Origin of the sequence: Sphingopyxis sp. BE235 (genome assembly GCF_031457175.1) — a bacterium.
GTDB lineage: Bacteria > Pseudomonadota > Alphaproteobacteria > Sphingomonadales > Sphingomonadaceae > Sphingopyxis.
In genome coordinates, this window is sequence record NZ_JAVDWC010000003.1 from 304,807 (window position 1) to 322,173 (window position 17,367).

15 protein-coding genes are annotated in these 17,367 nt (G+C 64.2%); 12 read left to right on the forward strand and 3 right to left on the reverse strand.

Features of this window, described 5'->3' with window-relative positions; translation table 11 throughout:
• Nucleotides 1-36 precede the first annotated feature (36 nt).
• From J2X38_RS15115 to J2X38_RS15145, 7 genes are all read left to right on the forward strand, one after another.
• Nucleotides 37-1,062, forward strand: a complete 1,026-nt coding sequence (locus J2X38_RS15115; RefSeq protein ID WP_310255232.1) for a glycosyl hydrolase family 43 — start codon at nucleotides 37-39, stop codon at nucleotides 1,060-1,062.
• A gap of 109 nt (nucleotides 1,063-1,171) precedes the next feature.
• On the forward strand, nucleotides 1,172-2,902 hold the full coding sequence (locus J2X38_RS15120) for an IlvD/Edd family dehydratase (protein WP_405053463.1): 1,731 nt from the start codon (nucleotides 1,172-1,174) through the stop codon (nucleotides 2,900-2,902).
• The gene (locus J2X38_RS15125; RefSeq protein WP_310255234.1) at nucleotides 2,899-3,759 is read left to right on the forward strand and encodes an SMP-30/gluconolactonase/LRE family protein; all 861 of its coding nucleotides are present in this window, start codon (nucleotides 2,899-2,901) and stop codon (nucleotides 3,757-3,759) included. Before J2X38_RS15120 ends, J2X38_RS15125 begins: the two co-directional genes overlap by 4 nt.
• Nucleotides 3,760-3,825: 66 nt before the next feature.
• On the forward strand, nucleotides 3,826-4,971 hold the full coding sequence (locus tag J2X38_RS15130; RefSeq protein ID WP_310255235.1) for an aldose epimerase family protein: 1,146 nt from the start codon (nucleotides 3,826-3,828) through the stop codon (nucleotides 4,969-4,971).
• Nucleotide 4,972: 1 nt separating this feature from the next.
• Complete coding sequence (locus J2X38_RS15135; RefSeq protein WP_310255236.1) at nucleotides 4,973-6,103, forward strand: cellulase family glycosylhydrolase; 1,131 nt, start codon at nucleotides 4,973-4,975, stop codon at nucleotides 6,101-6,103.
• Between the two features lie 115 nt (nucleotides 6,104-6,218).
• Nucleotides 6,219-8,933, forward strand: a complete 2,715-nt coding sequence (locus J2X38_RS15140) for a TonB-dependent receptor (protein WP_310255237.1) — start codon at nucleotides 6,219-6,221, stop codon at nucleotides 8,931-8,933.
• Between the two features lie 44 nt (nucleotides 8,934-8,977).
• Nucleotides 8,978-9,874 carry a family 43 glycosylhydrolase gene (locus tag J2X38_RS15145; RefSeq protein WP_310255238.1) on the forward strand — a complete coding sequence of 299 codons (897 nt, stop codon included), beginning with the start codon at nucleotides 8,978-8,980 and terminating at the stop codon, nucleotides 9,872-9,874.
• On the opposite strand, the gene J2X38_RS15150 is transcribed toward J2X38_RS15145, so the two are convergent.
• On the reverse strand, nucleotides 9,871-10,590 hold the full coding sequence (locus J2X38_RS15150; RefSeq protein WP_310255239.1) for a FadR/GntR family transcriptional regulator: 720 nt from the start codon (nucleotides 10,588-10,590) through the stop codon (nucleotides 9,871-9,873). The genes J2X38_RS15145 and J2X38_RS15150 overlap by 4 nt on opposite strands.
• A gap of 210 nt (nucleotides 10,591-10,800) precedes the next feature.
• Between J2X38_RS15150 and J2X38_RS15155 the strand changes: the two genes are divergently transcribed.
• Genes J2X38_RS15155 through J2X38_RS15165 form a run of 3 tightly spaced genes read left to right on the forward strand, consistent with a single transcriptional unit; the run spans nucleotide 10,801 to nucleotide 13,883 of the window.
• A complete protein-coding gene (locus J2X38_RS15155) occupies nucleotides 10,801-12,384 on the forward strand; it encodes a sodium/sugar symporter (RefSeq protein WP_310255240.1) in 1,584 nt (527 codons plus the stop codon).
• Nucleotides 12,385-12,396: 12 nt separating this feature from the next.
• Nucleotides 12,397-13,269, forward strand: coding sequence for a 2-dehydro-3-deoxygalactonokinase (locus J2X38_RS15160; RefSeq protein ID WP_058537319.1), 873 nt, complete (start codon nucleotides 12,397-12,399; stop codon nucleotides 13,267-13,269).
• Nucleotides 13,266-13,883: a 2-dehydro-3-deoxy-6-phosphogalactonate aldolase gene (locus J2X38_RS15165; protein WP_058537318.1), complete on the forward strand. Its 618-nt coding sequence runs from the start codon at nucleotides 13,266-13,268 to the stop codon at nucleotides 13,881-13,883. Before J2X38_RS15160 ends, J2X38_RS15165 begins: the two co-directional genes overlap by 4 nt.
• An 84-nt stretch (nucleotides 13,884-13,967) precedes the next feature.
• Here the strand turns inward: J2X38_RS15165 and J2X38_RS15170 are convergent, their stop codons facing one another.
• Complete coding sequence (locus J2X38_RS15170; RefSeq protein WP_310255241.1) at nucleotides 13,968-15,179, reverse strand: GGDEF domain-containing protein; 1,212 nt, start codon at nucleotides 15,177-15,179, stop codon at nucleotides 13,968-13,970.
• 181 nt (nucleotides 15,180-15,360) lie between these two features.
• Here J2X38_RS15170 and J2X38_RS15175 point away from each other — a divergent pair, with 181 nt between their 5' ends.
• Entirely contained in the window at nucleotides 15,361-15,714 is a 354-nt protein-coding gene (locus J2X38_RS15175; RefSeq protein ID WP_310255242.1) for a hypothetical protein, read from the forward strand.
• Nucleotides 15,668-16,975, forward strand: a complete 1,308-nt coding sequence (locus tag J2X38_RS15180; protein ID WP_310255243.1) for a glycoside hydrolase family 130 protein — start codon at nucleotides 15,668-15,670, stop codon at nucleotides 16,973-16,975. The genes J2X38_RS15175 and J2X38_RS15180 overlap by 47 nt, the downstream gene beginning before the upstream one ends.
• Here J2X38_RS15180 and J2X38_RS15185 read toward each other — a convergent pair.
• Nucleotides 16,955-17,293 (reverse strand): hypothetical protein, encoded by a 339-nt coding sequence (locus J2X38_RS15185; RefSeq protein WP_310255244.1) that lies wholly within the window; start codon nucleotides 17,291-17,293, stop codon nucleotides 16,955-16,957. The genes J2X38_RS15180 and J2X38_RS15185 overlap by 21 nt on opposite strands.
• Between the last annotated feature and the right edge of the window lie 74 nt (nucleotides 17,294-17,367).

Here is a 17,367-nt window from a genome sequence, read left to right on the forward strand (position 1 = left end):
CAAGGGGCCGCGCAAGGTCCGCAGAGGGGAGAGATCATGTCGCTTCGCAGATTGTCGATGGCTTGCCTTGCATTCGCCGCGTTCATCGCGCCCGGGCTGGCGCAGGATAACACGCAGCCGTCCTCGGCGCCCGACACCTATGTCCATCCCGACAAAGCCTATCTGTTCGCGCATATGAAAACGGGCCATTACGGCATCCTCTATTACTCGGTCAGCCGCGACGGCCTCTACTGGACTGAGCTCAATGGCGGAAAGCCGGTGTCGAAGGATTATCACGGCCACGCTTCGATCGCACAGGGTCCCGACGGGCGCTATTATCTGGTCGGCAACAAGAGCGACGAGGATCCGCTGATCCGCTTCTGGGTGTCGGACGATCTGGTGAACTGGGCGCCCTATGGCACCTATCAGCCCGATCTGCAGTCCGCGGTCGGCCTCGCCAATCCGCTGCAGCGCATCGGCGCGCCCAAGCTTTATTTCGACAAGCCGTCGAAACGCTTCCTGCTGAGCTGGCACACGCCGACGGTCCCGGGATCGGCGAGCGACCCGGAGCGCTATTGGGAAAGCCAGCGCACGCTTTATGTCCTGTCGCCCGACCTCAAAAGCTTTGCCGGGCCGCCGCGGCGCCTGTTCGAATGGGAGATGGCGACGATCGACACGGTCATCCAGCCGAACCCCGAGGGCGGCTATTGCGCGCTCCTGAAGGACGAGCGTTACCCCTCCTATTCCTGGACGACGGGCAAGACCGTCCGCATCACCTGCGCGAAGGACATGACCGGTCCCTATCCGACCCCCGGCCCGGCGCTCAGCCCCAATTTCCGCGAGGCGCCGACGATCATCCGCGCGCCGAACGGCGCCGACTGGCTGCTCTATTACGAGCAATATGCCGGGACCAGCTATGGTCTGTCGAAGGCGCCGCGGCTCGAGGGGCCGTGGTTCCAGATGTCGGGCAACAGCGGCGTAACCGAATGGAACCGCTATGCGGTGCCCGCGGGCGCGCGACACGGATCGATGATCGAGATCAGCAAGGCGCAATATGACAAGCTGGTCGCGGCCTTCAAATGACATTGAACCCAAGTCAGGAAATGAAGTGACGGACGACAAGCATGACGGCGGATCGAAGCGGCCGGCCCTGAGGTCGCGATCGTGGTTCGATAATCCCGACAATCCCGACATGACCGCGCTCTATGTCGAGCGCTATCTGAACTATGGCCTGTCGCTCGAGGAACTGCAGTCGAACCGTCCGATCATCGGGATCGCGCAGACGGGCAGCGATCTTGTGCCATGCAATCGCCACCACATCATTCTCGCCGATCGGGTGAAGCAGGGGATTCGCGATGCGGGCGGAATCCCGATCGAATTTCCGGTGCACCCCATTCAGGAAACCGGCAAGCGGCCGACGGCGGGGCTCGACCGCAACCTCGCCTATCTCGGCCTCGTCGAGACGCTCTATGGCTATCCGCTCGACGGCGTCGTGCTCACCATCGGCTGCGACAAGACGACCCCCGCGTGCCTAATGGCCGCGGCGACGGTGAACATCCCCGCGGCGGCGCTGTCGGTGGGGCCAATGATCAACGGCTGGTACAAGGGGCAGCGCACCGGGTCGGGGACGATCGTGTGGAAAGCGCGCGAGATGCTCGCGGCGGGCGAAATCGACTATAAGGGCTTTGTCGAACTCGTCGCCTCGTCGGCGCCGTCGACCGGCTATTGCAACACGATGGGCACCGCGACGACGATGAACAGCCTGGCCGAAGCGCTGGGCATGGCGTTGCCGGGGTCGGCGGCGATCCCCGCGCCCTATCGCGATCGCCAGGAATGCGCGTGGCAGACCGGCCGCACGATCGTCGAGATGGTCCACGCCGATCGCAAGCCCTCCGACATCCTGACCCGCGCCGCGTTCCTGAATGCGATCAAGGTCAATGCCGCGCTCGGCGGGTCGACGAATGCGCCGATCCATCTCAATGCGATCGCGCGTCATATCGGCGTCGAACTGACGATGGACGACTGGCAGCGCGAAGGCGAGGATGTTCCTCTGCTCGTGAACCTGCAGCCCGCGGGCGAATATCTGGGTGAGGATTTCTATCGCGCCGGCGGCGTTCCCGCGGTGATCGGCGAGCTGCTGCGCGAGGGACTGCTCGACGGGAATGTGCTGACGGCCAACGGCCGCACGCTCGCCGAAAATTGCGGTGAAGCCGTGACGCAGGACGCGGCGGTGATCCGGCCCTTTACCTCACCGCTTCGCGAGGATGCGGGGTTGATGGTGCTCAGCGGCAATTTGTTCGATTCGGCGGTGATGAAGGCGAGCGTGATCTCCGACGCCTTTCGCGCGCGCTACCTGTCGGACCCCGATCGGCCAAACGTCTTCGAAGGCCGCGCGATCGTCTTTGACGGTCCCGAAGATTATCACGCGCGCATCGACGATCCGGCGCTCGACATCGACGAGGACTGCATATTGGTCATCCGCGGCGCCGGGCCGATCGGCTATCCGGGCGGCGCCGAAGTCGTGAACATGCAGCCACCCGTCGCGCTGATCAAGCGGGGGATCCACACCTTGCCCTGCATCGGCGACGGGCGGCAGTCGGGCACGTCGGGCAGTCCCTCGATCCTCAACGCATCGCCCGAGGCGGCGGCCGGCGGCGGGTTGGCGCTGCTGGCGACGGGCGACATCGTTCGCGTCGACCTCGTCCGCCGGACCGCCGACATGCTCGTCGACGACGCCGAGCTTGCCGCGCGGCGGAGCAGGCTCGAGGCGGCGGGCGGCTATACCTATCCGGCTTCGCAGACGCCCTGGCAGGAAATTCAGCGGCAGCTGGTCGGCCAGTTCGACAGCGGCGCCGCGCTGGAGGACGCGACCAGATTTCAGCGGCTCGCCCAAAATGCCGGACTGCCGAGGGACAGCCATTGAGCGCATTCGAGATCGTCGAGCGCGGCACGCGCGACCGGCTGGGCGAGGGGCCTTTGTGGTCGCCGCGCGACAATGCGCTGTACTGGGTCGACATCCTCGGCTGCGCGCTCAATCGCCTCGACCTCGCGGGCGGGGAAGTGACCCGCTGGACGCTCGCCGAGCCGATCGGCTGGGTGATCGAACGCGCGTCGGGTGATGGTTTCATCGCCGGTTTGCAAAGCGGTTTCGCCGAGCTGCGGCTCGATCCTTTCTCGGCAACTCCGTTCCACGATCCCGAGCCCGGCCTGCCTGCGAACCGGATGAACGACGCCAAGGCCGACGACGCGGGGCGCATCTGGGCGGGGACGATGCCGTTCGATTGCGAGGGCGCGAGCGGCAGCCTCTATCGGCTCGACCCCGACCGCCGCGTCACGCGGGTCGATAGCGGCTACACGATCGCGAACGGCCCCGCGATGATGCCCGGGGGCAAGCATCTGTTCCATACCGACAGCAAGCTCGGCCACGTCTATCGCTATCGCATCGGCGACGACGGCAGCCTGCACGACCGCAGCATTTTCCTCGATTTCGCCGGGAGCGACGGCACCCCCGACGGCATGACCTTCGATGCCGAAGGCGGGCTTTGGATCGCGCTCTGGGGTGCCGGGCGTATCGAACGCTATGCGCCCGACGCCAGCCTCGACCGCAGTATCGCGCTGCCCGCGGTACAACTCACCAGCTGCGCTTTCGCGGGCGCCGATTTGGACCGCCTGTTCGTCACCTCGGCCGCCGAGGACGACAGTGCTTCGCCGCATGCGGGCGCCTTGTTCGAGGTCGATGCCGGCATCCGGGGCTTCGCTCCACGCCAATTCGCAAGTTAATTATCATATTAAACGGCTTTACTCGCAAAAAGGTGCGTGATAGACCATGAAAAGGGAGAGATCATCATGAAGGCGAAGCTTGCGGCATCGCTCGCACTCGGGGCGGCCGGCTGGGCGCTGGCCCTTGCCCCCGCGGGCGCGGCGGAAATCCAGCGCAAGCCTTTTGGCGCCCTCCCTGACGGGCGGCAGGTCGAGGCGGTGACGCTGACCAACGCCAAAGGCGTTTCGGCGACGATCATCAACTGGGGCGCCGCGATCCAGTCGCTGATGATGCCCGACAAGCAGGGCAAGGTCGCCGACGTCCAGCTCGGTTATCCCTCGCTCGACGGTTATCTCGCCAAGTCCGAATATTTCGGTGCGACGGTCGGACGCTTTGCCAACCGCATCGCGAAGGGCAAGTTCAGCTTCGACGGCAAGCAATATCAGACCCCGGTCAACAATATCGGCAATTCGCTCCATGGCGGCACCGCCGGTTTCGACAAGGTGTTGTGGGAGGTTGTCGAGGTCAAGAAGGGCGACACGGCGTCGGTCACGCTGCGCTATGTCAGCCCCGACGGCGATCAGGGCTATCCGGGCAAGCTCACCGTGCTGGCGACCTATTCGCTCAACGAGAAGAACGAGCTCGGCATCGAATATCGCGCGACGACCGACAAGCCGACGATCGTCAACATCACCAACCACGGCTATTGGAATCTCGCGGGCGAGGGATCGGGGCAGGGGGCGATGGGGCATGTGCTGACCATTCCCGCAGCGGCTTATACCCCGGTCGATGAGACATTGATCCCGACCGGTGTGTTTCAGCCGGTCGCGGGCACGGTGTTCGATTTCAACACGGCCCATGCCGTCGGCGAACGCGTCCGCGACGCGAGCGATCCGCAGATCGTGATCGGAAAGGGCTACGACCATAATTTCGTCGTCGCCAAGACGGTGTCGAAGACGCTGCGCCAGCTCGCGCGGGTCGAAGAGCCCGTCTCGGGCCGCGGCTTCGAACTCTGGTCGAACCAGCCCGGGGTGCAATTTTATTCGGGCAATTTCCTCGACGGCACCGTCGTCGGCAAGGCGGGCAGGCTCTATCGTCAGGGCGATGCGATCGTACTCGAGCCGCAGATTTTTCCGGACACGCCGAACCAGCCTGCGCTTGGTTCGGCGCGGCTGGCCCCGGGCCAAACCTATATAAACAAGATGGTTTACCGTCTCTTTTTCGGAGAGTGAGATGCTTCGTACGCTGATGGCGCTGGTCTGCGCCGCGCTGTTCCTGATATCGCCCGCGCATGCCGCCGAACGCTGGACCAAGGCGCAGGCGCACAGCTGGTACGAGGCGCAGCCCTGGCTCGTCGGGGCCAATTACAATCCCGCCACCGCGATCAACCAGTTCGAGATGTGGCAGGCGGAGACCTTCGATCCCGCAACGATCGACAAGGAACTCGGCTGGGCGTCGGCGATGGGTATGAACACGATGCGCGTCTATCTGCACAATCTGCTCTGGGAAAATGATCCCGAGGGGCTGAAGCAGCGGATGGACCAGTTCCTTGCGATCGCGGCGAAGCACAAGATCAAGCCGATGTTCGTGCTGTTCGACAGCTGCTGGGACCCGAACCCCGTTGCGGGCCCGCAGCATCCGCCGATCCCCGGCGTTCATAACAGCGGCTGGATGCAAGCGCCGGGCGCCGCGCGGCTTGCCGACAAGTCGCAGCACGGCAAGCTCGAAGCCTATGTGAAGGATATCGTCGGCCGTTTCGCGAATGACGATCGCGTCCTCGCCTGGGACGTCTGGAACGAGCCGAACAACGAGGGCGGCGGTAATTACAAACCGACGCCGAACAAGAAGGCGATGGTCGCCGGACTGCTCGGTCAGGTCTTCGACTGGACGCGCAGTGCAAAGCCGAAACAGCCGCTGACCAGCGGGCTGTGGATCGGCGACGAATGGTCGGACGTGAAAAAGCTCGATGCGGTCGAGAAGATCCAGGTCGCGCAGTCGGACGTCATTTCCTTCCACGATTATAATTGGCCCGAGACGTTTGAACGCCGCGTCAAGCAGCTCCAGGTCTATGGCCGGCCGCTGCTGTGCACCGAATATATGGCGCGCGGCAATGGATCGACCTTCGACGGCTCGCTGCCGCTGGGAAAGAAATATGGCGTCGCGATGATCAACTGGGGCTTCGTCGACGGCAAGTCGCAGACGCGGCTCCCCTGGGACAGCTGGAAAAAGCCCTACACCGGCGATGAGCCGCCGATCTGGTTCCATGAGGTTCTACGCAGCGACGGCACGCCGTATCGCCAGGCCGAAGTCGACCTGATCAAGCGCCTGACCGCCGCGCCAAAGGGCGTCGTGCCGACGAAATAACGCCCTTTCCAATCCTTCAAATTTTTGTGCCTGAATAATTTGTATTACAAATAAGATATTTAAAATCAACAAGATCGGGTGAACACCACCTGGCAGCTCTATGGGGAGACGACCGATGAAGACCAGATTGTTCATGTTTACGAGTGCGTCGATGGCGGCCCTGCTCGCATCGGCGTCCGCCGCGGCGCAGACGGCGGACGAGCAGGTGGAAACCGGCAGCGTGGCCAGCGAAGGCACCCCGGCGACCGATCGCGAAATCGTCGTGACCGGCCAGCGCGCCAGCCTGCAGGCCGCACGCAACATCAAGCGCAATTCGGACCAGGTGGTCGAGGTCATCGTCGCCGACGACATCGGCAAATTCCCCGATTCGACGGTCGCCGCGGCGCTGCAGCGCGTGCCGGGCATCCAGACCGTCAACGGCTTCAACAACGAGGTCGTCAGCCCGTTGGTGCGCGGCATCGGCGATATTTTGACGACGCTTGACGGGCGTGAAATCTTCACCGGTGTCGGCCGCGGCTTCGCCTTTCAGGACCTGCCCGCCGAGGCGCTGGCGGGGGCCGAAGTCTATAAATCCAACTCGGCCAACCTGCTCGAGGGCGGGGTTGCCGGGGTCATCAACCTCAAGCTGCAAAAGCCGTTCAATTTCAAGGAGGGCGTCAGCGTCGCGCTCAACGGGCGCGGCACCTATGGCAAGGAAGTCGACAAGTTCAGCTATACGGTCGGCGGGTTGATCAGCGGCCGCTGGAACGTCGGCGACGGCGAATTCGGCGCGCTCCTCAACATTTCCTACTCGGATCAGAATTTCAACCGGCCGATCTCGTTCAACTGCGATCCGCGCTCGGGCTCCAACGGGCCTCCGGGCGCCGCGGGGATCGTGCTGCCGACGTGCGTCGGCGGGTTGACCGACACCGGCAGCTACAGCCGTCCGCAGGCCAATCTCGCGCTCCAGTGGAAACCGACCCCCGAACTCGAGCTGTATGTCGACGGTCTCTACAGCGGCTATCGCTCGCGCTTTGCCACCAATTTCATCTTTTCCGACATTTTCGCGGCGCAAAGCATCACCAATGCCGTGGCGGGCGACGAATGTTTCACGGCGCAGGTCGACGGCGGCGGCTTCCCGACCAGAAACGGCGGGACCACCCAGAATCTGTGCCTCGGCGAAAGCGCGACCTTCAACAACGTTCCCGGCCTCACCAGCACGCAGGCCAAGCGCGACAAGACCGACCAATGGCTGATCGCAGGCGGCATGCGGTACGATAATGACCGCATTCATTTCGAAAGTGATCTTTCCTATTTCGACACCACGTTCAAGGCGCGCAACATCATCGTCGATATCGGCAAGACGATCCCCGCGGTGAATGTCATCATCAACGACAACGGTCATGGGACGACCGTGATGACGGGCGATCCGCTGAGCGATCCCAATGATTTCCGCTTTGCGAACAGCCTGTTCCAGGACATCAACACATCGAAAAGCTCGCTGAAGGCGTGGCGGACCGACTTCAGCTACGACGTCGAAAGCTTCATCGACCAGATCCAGCTCGGCTTCCGCTATGCGGACCGCAAGGCGTCGTTCGAAGGCTTCGCCGGCGGCCCCGCCGCGCCCGGAGGCAACCGCGTCACGCAGGTCAATTCGGTCGGGCTGCCGTCGGATTTCCTGATCCTGTCGCCGGCGTCGATCCCGTTCATCAACAACGGGGCGAACTGGTACACCCCCGATCCCGATTTCCTGCGCGAAAACACCGACCTTCTGCGCCAGCTCTATGGCGCGCCGACGGGCGACCCGACGCCTGACCCGTCGCGTAGCTACCGTGCGAACGAAAAGACGATGTCGGGCTATGTGCAGGTCAAATATGCCGCCGATCTTGGCGGCGACATGCTGGTCGACGGCCTTGTCGGCGTGCGCTGGGTAACGAACGACCGTGACCTGCAAGGGACGGGCCGGGTGAGTGGCGTGCTGACGCCCGTCCGGCGGTCGAGCACCGAAACCGACTTCCTGCCGAACGCCAGCGTCCGGCTGAAGCTGACGCCCGAGCTCCAGCTGCGTGCCAGCTACGCCAAGACGCTGTCGCGCCCGGCGTTCGGCGACCTTAATCCCGGCCTTTTCTATCAAGTGCCGAACAACGCGAATATCCGCCCCAATGGCAATGGCGGCAATCCGGATTTGCGGTCGCAGAAATCGGAAGCATGGGATGCGACGGCGGAATATTATTTCGGCCCGTCGAGCTATGTGTCGGCCGCGGTCTATTATCGCGAGATCAAGGATCGCGTGGCGATCGGCGTCGAGCCCGAGGTTATCGACGGCATCACCTATAATATCTCGCGTCCGCGCAACCTGGGCGGCGCGCAGCTGAAGGGCGTCGAGGTCAGCGGCCAGATGTTCTTCGATTTCCTGCCCGAAGGGCTCGACGGTCTCGGCATGTTTGGAAACTTCACCTTCGCCGACAGCAAGATCAAGACCCCGACCGATCCGCTCGTCGGCGAACCGCTGCTCGGCGTGTCGAAATACAGCTATAATATCGGCGGGCTGTACGAGAAATACGGCTTCACCGCGCGCGTCGTCTACACATGGCGCGGCAAGTTCAACGAGGGTCTGTTCGGCGGCGGCCTGCTGGTGCCGGGTGACGGCGCGAAGTTCAATCGCGTCAAGGCGAACGGCCGGCTCGATTTCTCGGTCAGCTATGACATCAACGAGAATCTGGCGCTCAGCGTCGACGGCGTGAACGTCCTCAAGAGCAAATATTACAGCTATTTCCACACGCCCGCCTTCCCGCACGACATTCGCGTCGACGACAGCTTCTATGGGGCGAGCCTGCGCGCGCGCTTCTGATGATATCCTCCCGCCCTCGGTGGGCGTGGGCGGCCGCGGCAGCGATGATGCTGCCCGGCCCGATCACGCCCGCCGCGGTTTCCGGGACGGAATCGATTGTCGGGGCCGACCCGCATGCGATGGCGATCGGCGACGAACTATGGGTCTATCCGACTGGCGGCGGAGACCGGCTATCGGCCTGGACGACGCGCGATTTGCGGCACTGGCGGTTTCGCGGCGTCATCCTGCGTCGTGACGCGATCGGCTGGATCGACGATGACGGTGCTCCTCGCCACTATCTGTGGGCACCGGCGCTGATCGCGGCGAACGGTCGCTACTATCTTTTTTATTCGGTCGGTCCGCAAAATCCCACGCTCAGCCGGATCGGCGTCGCGGTCGCCGATCGGCCGCAGGGTCCGTTCACCGACTCCGGCCGCCCGCTGCTCACTGGCGGTGAGGGTTTCGAGGCAATCGACCCGATGGCATTTCGCGATCCCGCGAGCGGCCGTTTTTACCTCTACGCCGGTGGCAGCGCCGGATCGCGCCTTCGCATCTATCGGCTGGCGGATGATCTGCTGTCGATCGCCGACGAGGTCGCCACCGAACAGCCGCCCCATTTTACCGAGGGCGCCTTCGTGCACGAACGCGGCGGGGTCTATTATCTTTCCTACAGTCACGGCGCATGGAACAGCGCCGGTTATTCGGTTCATTATGCGACCGGCCCGTCGTCCGCCGGCCCCTGGCAATATCGCGGTGTACTGCTGCGGTCCGATGCGGCCCATCAGGGCCCGGGACATCACAGCTTTGTTCGCGACTCCGTCAGCGGCGACTGGCTGATCGTCTATCACCGCTGGCCGACACGCGACAAAAGCGCGCCGCTACAAGGCGAACGCCGCATAGCGGTCGAGCGCGTTCGCTACGCGCCCGACGGGGCGATCCTGCCGATCGCCATGACCGACTAGGCTTCGCTCGTTTCGATGAGGTCGAGGACGTCGCCGATGATCTTCTTCATCGCCTTGCGCGCGCGGTCGGGATTGCGGCGCGCGATCGCCTCGCTGACCGCGGCATGATCGGGAACGCTCGCCGACCGGCCCTTGATGCGGTTCGTGAAGCGGATCGAGCTGCGCAGCGCGGTCGTCACCACGTCGCGAAACTGGACGAAGAACGGGTTGCCCGACGCGCGCAGGATGGCGACGTGAAAGGCGATGTCGGCATCGAGCGGGTCGTCGAACCCGCGCTCGGCGGCTTCCATGCGCTTCAGGCCGGCGAAGATCGGTTCGAGATCGGCGTCGCTCGCATTGACGGCGGCGAGCGCGGCCGCCTCGGGCTCGATCGCGACGCGCAGTTGATTGAATTGGCGCAGCAGATCGACCGAGAATTTGCGCTCAAGCAGCCAGCGCAACACGTCGGTGTCGAACAGGTTCCAAGTGGTGGACGGCTGGACGATCGTCCCCTGGCGCGGACGCGCGCTGAGCAGCCCCTTGGCGGTCAGCATCTTCACCGCCTCGCGCGTCACCTGCCGGCTGACGCCATGCTGCTTCGCCAGCTCGGCCTCGGTCGGAAAGGGCTGGTCTTCATAAGCGCCGATGACGATCGCGCGGCCCAGCGAATCAAGGAGGCCATAGGTCAGGTTGCGCCCCAATCGGGTTCGCAGTTCCGCCGGATCACCTGGTTGCACGCTCTTCCCTCTCTTGTCCGCTATGCCAAATCGGGCATTTTACAGCATCCTGCCGCGCGCGGCTCCCTCGCGCTTCGTATCGCTCGCAGCTAGGCTCTAGACAAGTGGCATAGATCATATAAATATAAAGCCTATAAATCGTATAAATAGACGATCGCGCGTTTTTCGGCGCGGCGTTTGCGGGACACCGCGGGAAAGGGGATGCCGAATATGACGCTGACGACTCTCGATGTGGCGGTGATCGTCGCTTATGCGATCGGGATTTTCGGGCTCGCGCAGTGGGTCAGCCGCGAAAAGGGCGGCAAGGCCAAGGACAGCGCCGACTATTTCCTCGCGTCGAAGAATCTGCCCTGGTGGGCGATCGGCGCGTCGCTGATTGCCGCCAATATTTCGGCCGAGCAGATCGTCGGCATGTCGGGATCGGGCTATGCGATCGGTCTGGCGATCGCCTCCTACGAATGGATGGCGGCGCTCACGCTGCTGATCGTCGGCAAATTTTTCCTGCCGATCTTCATCCGCAACGAGATCTTCACGATGCCGCAGTTCCTCGAACAGCGCTACGGCACCAACATCCGCACGCTGATGGCGATCTTCTGGCTCGCGCTCTATATCTTCGTAAACCTCACCTCGATCGTGTGGCTCGGTTCGATCGCGGTCAACAAGGTCGCGGGGGTCGATCAGGATGTCGCGCTGTTCGCGCTCGGCGGCTTTGCGCTGCTCTACCAGCTTTACGGCGGGTTGAAGGCGGTCGCGCTCACCGACATCGTCCAAGTCACGTTGCTTGTTCTCGGCGGCCTTCTGATTTCCGGCATCACGCTCAGCGAAATCGGCGGTGACGCGGGGCTAATCGGCGGCTTCAGCCGCCTGACCAGCGAACTGCCCGGGCATTTCGACATGATCCTGACTGCCGACAACCCCTTCTACAAGGATCTGCCCGGCATCTCGGTGCTGATCGGCGGCATGTGGATCGCGAACCTGTCCTATTGGGGGTTCAACCAATATATCATCCAGCGTGCGCTCGCGGCGAAGAGCCTGGCCGAAGCGCAAAAGGGCATCGTGTTCGCCGCCTTCCTCAAGCTGCTGATGCCGGTGATTGTCGTGCTGCCGGGCATCGCCGCGGTGATGCTTGCGCCCAACCTCGCGAAACCCGACGAAGCCTATCCGACGATGATGCGGCTGCTGCCCGCGGGGATATTGGGCCTTGTCTTTGCCGCGTTGATGGCCGCGGTGGTGGCGTCGACCGCGTCGAAGATCAATTCGATCGCGACGATCTTCACGCTCGACCTCTATGCCAAATTCTCGCCCGCGCATGCCGGCGAACGGAGCGAGGCGGGCGAGAAGAAGCTGGTGCTCGTCGGGCGCATCGTCGCGGTGGTCGCGACTTTGCTCGCGCTGGTCACGGCGCGCCCCTTGCTCGGCGGTTCCGACCAGGCTTTCCAGTTCATCCAGGAATTTTCGGGCTTCTTCACGCCGGGTATCACGGTGATCTTCCTGCTCGGCCTGTTCTGGAAGCGCGCGAGCGAGGCGGGCGCGATTGCTGCGGCGGTAGCGTCGGTCGGTTTCTCCTATCTGTTCAAGGTGCTCGCGCCTTCGATCCCGTTCATGGACCGCATGGGGATTGTGTTCCTGATCGCGCTCGCGCTGGCGATCGGCCTGTCGCTGCTGATGCCCGCGACCGCCGACAAGGACCGCATCACCGCCGAAGGCGTCAGCTTTCGCACCACGACCGGTTTCAACGTGGCAAGCGGCGCGGTGATCGCGATACTGATCGCGCTCTATGCGACCTGGTGGTAGGTCGGACGGCGCATGGACGGACATTTTCTCGCCGTAGACTGGGGCACCACCAACCGCCGCGTGTACAGCATCGACGCGGGCGGTGCGGTGATCGAAACCGAACGTGACGACCGCGGCGTGCTGGCGATTGCGCCGGGCAGTTTCGATGCCGAGGCGGCGGGCATTCGTGCGCGCTTTGGCGATGCCCCGATGCTGTGCGCCGGCATGGTCGGGTCGAAGCGCGGCTGGCACGAAATTCCCTATGTGCCGGCGCCCGCCGATTTTGCCGCCATCGCGCGCGGCACGCAGTGGATCGAGGCGCGGCGCACCGCGATCGTCCCCGGCGTGTGCCGCCTCGACGACAGCCGCGCCGACGTGATGCGCGGCGAGGAAGTGCAGTTTCTCGGCGCGCTCGAGGCGGGGCTGGTGCCCGATGGGGCGATGCTCTGTCAGCCCGGCACTCATTGCAAATGGGCGCGGGTCGCGGACGGCCGGCTTGTCGATTTCACCACGACTATGACCGGTGAATTATTCGCGCTACTCAAGCAGCACAGCCTGCTCGCCGATCTGCTCGACGGCGATGTTGGACCGAACGAAGGGTTTCTGGCGGGCGTCCGCCAGGCGCAGGGGCAGGATCTGCTGTCGCTGCTCTTCTCTGTCCGCGCGGCCCGCCTGCTTGGTTCGCTGCCGCTCGAACAAAGCGCGTCCTTCACCAGCGGGTTGCTTATTGGCAGCGACGTCCGCGCGCGCCTCACCGATCCGTCGGAGCCGGTACATGTGCTTGCCGACGCCCATCTTGGCGGGCTTTACCGCTGCGCGATCGAGGAACTCGGCGGCTCGGCGATCCTTGTCGACAGCCATGCTGCCTTTGTCGCCGGCATCACCCGAATCTGGAAGGAGCTATGATGGATTTCGCTGCGGCGCTGGCGCAATGCCCGCTTATCGCCATTCTTCGGGGCATCCGGCCGGAAGAGGCGGCGGCGGCGGGCGAGGTGCTCGTCGATGCGGGGTTTACCCTCATCGAAGTCCCGCTGAATTCGCCCGACCCGCTGCGCAGCATCGCGATTCTGGCCGACGCGGTCGGCGATCGTGCGGTCGTCGGCGCGGGGACGGTGTTGTCGTGCAGCCAGGTGGCCGATGTCGCCGCGGCGGGCGGGCGGCTCGTCGTGTCACCCAACACCGACCCCGCCGTCATCGCCGCGACAGTGGAAGCGGGCCTCGCGTCGGTCCCGGGCTTCCTGACCCCGTCGGAGGCGTTCGCGGCGCATGCGGCCGGGGCGACGGCGCTGAAATATTTCCCCGCCGAAGCCTCGTCTCCGCCTATCTTGAAAGCGTTGAAAACGGTCTTGCCTTCCGGTGTCCCCGTGATCGTCACGGGGGGCATCACCCCCGATAAACTGGCGCTGTGGAGAGCGTCGGGCGCGTCCGGGTTCGGGCTGGGCGGCGCGCTCTATCGCCCCGGCATCGCGCTCGGCGAGCTGAAACGGCATGCCGGCGATTTCGTCTTGGCGAGCCGGTAAGCGCAGACTTCGACGACGCCCTGTCAATGGGCCGCGCCGAAACATCGATACCAATGATCGCGGCAAGCTCGTTCACTCTCCGCGTCACGCCGCAATATTGGCTATCGCGGCGTCTTCCTCGACGCAGAACAGGGCTCGCGCTTTCCCTCCGGCCTTCGCGCGATAGAGCGCGGCATCGGCGCACGAGAGGAGCCGTTCCAGTTCGACGCCGAGTTTCGGGGCGGTGGCGATCCCGACGCTGACCGATACCGACATCGATATATCGTCCACGAGATAGGGTTTGCTGATCTCGCGGATGATCCGGCGGGCCAGGAGTTCGGCTTCGCTTTCGTCGCTCAGGTCGACCTGCAGCACAACGAATTCGTCGCCGCCGAGCCGGGCGACGACATCGTCGCTGCGCACCATCCCTTCGAGCCGCCGCGCGACCTGTTCGAGCAGCGCATCGCCCGCCGGGTGGCCGTAGCGATCGTTGATCGCCTTGAAGCCGTCGAGATCGAGAAAATGCAGCGCGACGAGATTCTTCGCGCGCATCGCCGTCGCGGCGCGATCCTGGAAAAGTTCGCGCAGCAGCAGGCGGTTCGACAGGCCGGTGAGGGCATCGGTCCGGGCGAGCTTCGCCATGTCGTGCCGCGCCGTGTGGTGCTCGACCGCCGAGCGATAGAGGTGGGCAACGGTCTGGAGGCTGAGCCCGGTTATCATGGCGACGATGAAGGCCTCGATCAGAAACAGCTCGGCATGGAGGGGCATCGCATGCGGCTGCATCGGGTGCCAGGCCAGCGCGGCGACGGTCGGCACGGTCGCGATCAGCAGGCTGGTTACGCAGATTTTCGGCCGGATCGAGGTCCGCGAAACGATGCCCGCGCCAAAGCCGAAGACGAGGCTGACGGTGATGAGGTGGAGCAAGGGATAATGAGCGGCGATGGCTACCAGATTGAGGAGCGCAAGCAGCACGGCCGACGCATAATTGCCGATCGCATAGCGGCGCTCCCAGCGCCTCAGCTCGTCGAAATCGCGGACCGGACGAGCCCGGGAATAAGCGCGAAGCGTGGCGAGCCGCAGAAACGTCGTCAGCATCCCCAGCGCTCCGAGGGCGAGAAGAAAGTTGCTGCCTAGCTCGCGGCCGACAAGGATGCACACGCCGACGAACACCGCGCCGAGGCCGAATATGGGAAGCCGCATGCTGAACAGCATGTCGACGAAGTCGCGATAGACCGATAGCGGAAGAGTCGCCGGGCTTGGGAAAATCCGCAAGCGCCACGGCGACTCGATCGGTGTGGGGGTGTCCGATCGTTTCATGTCGAGATCATGTCCCAATATCGTTAACGTCTCGTAATTCGAGACTTCCTCATAGGTTGCGTTTGGCCGCCGAACGGCGGCGGGGCTTGCGGCGCTCGACTGGCTTTGCGACCGCCAGACGGGCGCGGGCGGATGGTTCCGCCCGGCGGGGTCCGAGGGTTTCGGTCTCGCCGGCGAAACCTTGCCCTTCGACCAGCAGCCGCTCGAGGCATGGGCGACGATTGTCGCTTGCGGCGAGGCTTTCGTCTCGACCGGGCTGCCGCGCTGGAGTGCGCGCGCCGATATGGCCTGGCGCTGGTTCCACGGTGACAACGACCGGTCGCTCGCGCTCGCGAACGCCGCGACCGGGCGCTGCTGCGACGGACTGACCCCGCGGGGCGTCAATACGACTGTCGGCGCCGAGTCGGTGCTGGCATTTCACCTTGCCTATCACGCGATGGACGACCTATTCTGGCAGGCAGGGATCAAAGAAAAGGCGGGCCTTATCGATGCTGATCTGCAGACCCGACCAGTCGCCGCTGCACATACTCAATGAAAAGCTCAGCGCCGATCCCGCGCGGGTCGTCTTGCGACCCTTCCACCTTGCATGGGCGTCGAATGTTTCCGAACCGCCGCGCGCCGCGCAACTCGTCGCCGACGTCGTCGCGCTCGACGAGGACCAGGCGGAGCTCGAGCTTGGGCTGATCTGGAAGGATTTTTCCGAGCGACACTGGCAGATCGGCCGCATTTTCGACGAACGCTTCGCCGAGATCGCCGAGGATCTGGCGCTTGCCGTCAGCAGCGTCTCGCCGGTCAAGCGGCGCCTGATTGGTGCCTATTTCTGTCACGAATATAGTTATGCCGCGGCGGCGCTGATGAACCCGAGCGTCGTGCCGCATCCCGACCAGACGGGGCTCGCCGCGCACCAGCAGCGCTTTCTGATGTCGATGCGCGCGGTGGGCGAGGGGCATATCAGCTCGGTCGCCTTTCGAGAGGGCATCATCGGCCCCGGCGGCGATTTCCATCTCTGGCCGCAATCGGGGCCGGCGATGGCGGCGGTTGCCGACGACCGCCATCATATCGGTCCCGACGATGCCGTGACCGTGCACCGCCAGCCCGACAGCGCGATCTCGAACAGCGTCCTCTTTCCCGTGACCGAGGCGCAGCGTAACGGGCTCGAGGATCTCCGCCTCGTGCGCTTCGTTCACGACGATGGCAGCACCGAATATATCGGAACCTACACCGCCTATTCGGGGCAGGCGATCCGCTCCGAACTGCTGCGCACCCGCGACTTCACAAGCTTCAGCCTCGCCCCGCTCACCGGACGGGCCGCGCGGCACAAGGGCATGGCGCTGTTCCCGCGCAAGATCGACGGACGCTATCTGATGATCGGGCGGCAGGACGGCAAGAATATCACCCTGCTCGCGTCCGATACGCTAACGCGCTGGGACGAGGAAGGGTCGATCCTGATGCGCCCGGAATTTCCCTGGGAATTCATCCAGATGGGAAATTGCGGCAGCCCGATCGAGTGCGATGCGGGTTGGCTCCTCCTCACCCATGGCGTCGGGGCGATGCGCAAATACAGCCTGGGGGCGGCGCTCCTCGATCGCGACGACCCATCGCGCATCCTCGGGCGCACGTCCTGCCCGATCCTCGCCGCCGCCGAGAGCGATCGCGAAGGCTATGTGCCCAATGTCGTCTATACCTGCGGCGCGATGCGCGTCGGCGACGAGCTTTTCATTCCGTTCGGCATATCGGACAGCGCGATCGGCTTCGCGACCGCCTCGATCGACGACCTACTTCGCCACCTCGCCTGAGGGGCGGGCATTCCCGGATCCGTAAGTTGCCGGCGGGTCGCTCGCCGGAAAGGACTCATCGATTGCCTGATCGATCGCCTCCCATGGCCGGCGGATCCCGTCGCGCATCGCGTCGGGGCCGGCCGATCGTGTCTGATCGAAATTTTCGGCATCGGTCTCGCGGTCGCGAAAAGCGGCCGAATGGCGGTCGGCCTTCGCCGGCCGGGCCCGCTGGCGTATCGCGCGTGCTGCGAACCACACGAGCGCGATGCCGCCGAGTATCCCGGCGAAGCCCGGGAGCCGGGGTGCGCCCGGATGCGATTCCGCCACCTTTGCCATATGTTTTTCCTCTCGAAGAAGGCAACGGCGCGACGCGGCGATAGTTGCAGGTCGGTGATGGTGTCCGGACTTTT

Coding starts and splice junctions, on each gene's coding strand:
- J2X38_RS15120 (WP_405053463.1), top strand. CDS start 1,172: ATGACCGCGCTCTATGTCGAGCGCTATCTGAACTATGGCCTGTCGCTC.
- J2X38_RS15145 (WP_310255238.1), top strand. CDS start 8,978: ATGATGCTGCCCGGCCCGATCACGCCCGCCGCGGTTTCCGGGACGGAA.
- J2X38_RS15180 (WP_310255243.1), top strand. CDS start 15,668: ATGCTGATCTGCAGACCCGACCAGTCGCCGCTGCACATACTCAATGAA.
- J2X38_RS15160 (WP_058537319.1), top strand. CDS start 12,397: ATGGACGGACATTTTCTCGCCGTAGACTGGGGCACCACCAACCGCCGC.
- J2X38_RS15155 (WP_310255240.1), top strand. CDS start 10,801: ATGACGCTGACGACTCTCGATGTGGCGGTGATCGTCGCTTATGCGATC.
- J2X38_RS15165 (WP_058537318.1), top strand. CDS start 13,266: ATGATGGATTTCGCTGCGGCGCTGGCGCAATGCCCGCTTATCGCCATT.
- J2X38_RS15130 (WP_310255235.1), top strand. CDS start 3,826: ATGAAGGCGAAGCTTGCGGCATCGCTCGCACTCGGGGCGGCCGGCTGG.
- J2X38_RS15135 (WP_310255236.1), top strand. CDS start 4,973: ATGCTTCGTACGCTGATGGCGCTGGTCTGCGCCGCGCTGTTCCTGATA.
- J2X38_RS15185 (WP_310255244.1), bottom strand. CDS start 17,293: ATGGCAAAGGTGGCGGAATCGCATCCGGGCGCACCCCGGCTCCCGGGC.
- J2X38_RS15140 (WP_310255237.1), top strand. CDS start 6,219: ATGAAGACCAGATTGTTCATGTTTACGAGTGCGTCGATGGCGGCCCTG.
- J2X38_RS15115 (WP_310255232.1), top strand. CDS start 37: ATGTCGCTTCGCAGATTGTCGATGGCTTGCCTTGCATTCGCCGCGTTC.
- J2X38_RS15170 (WP_310255241.1), bottom strand. CDS start 15,179: ATGAAACGATCGGACACCCCCACACCGATCGAGTCGCCGTGGCGCTTG.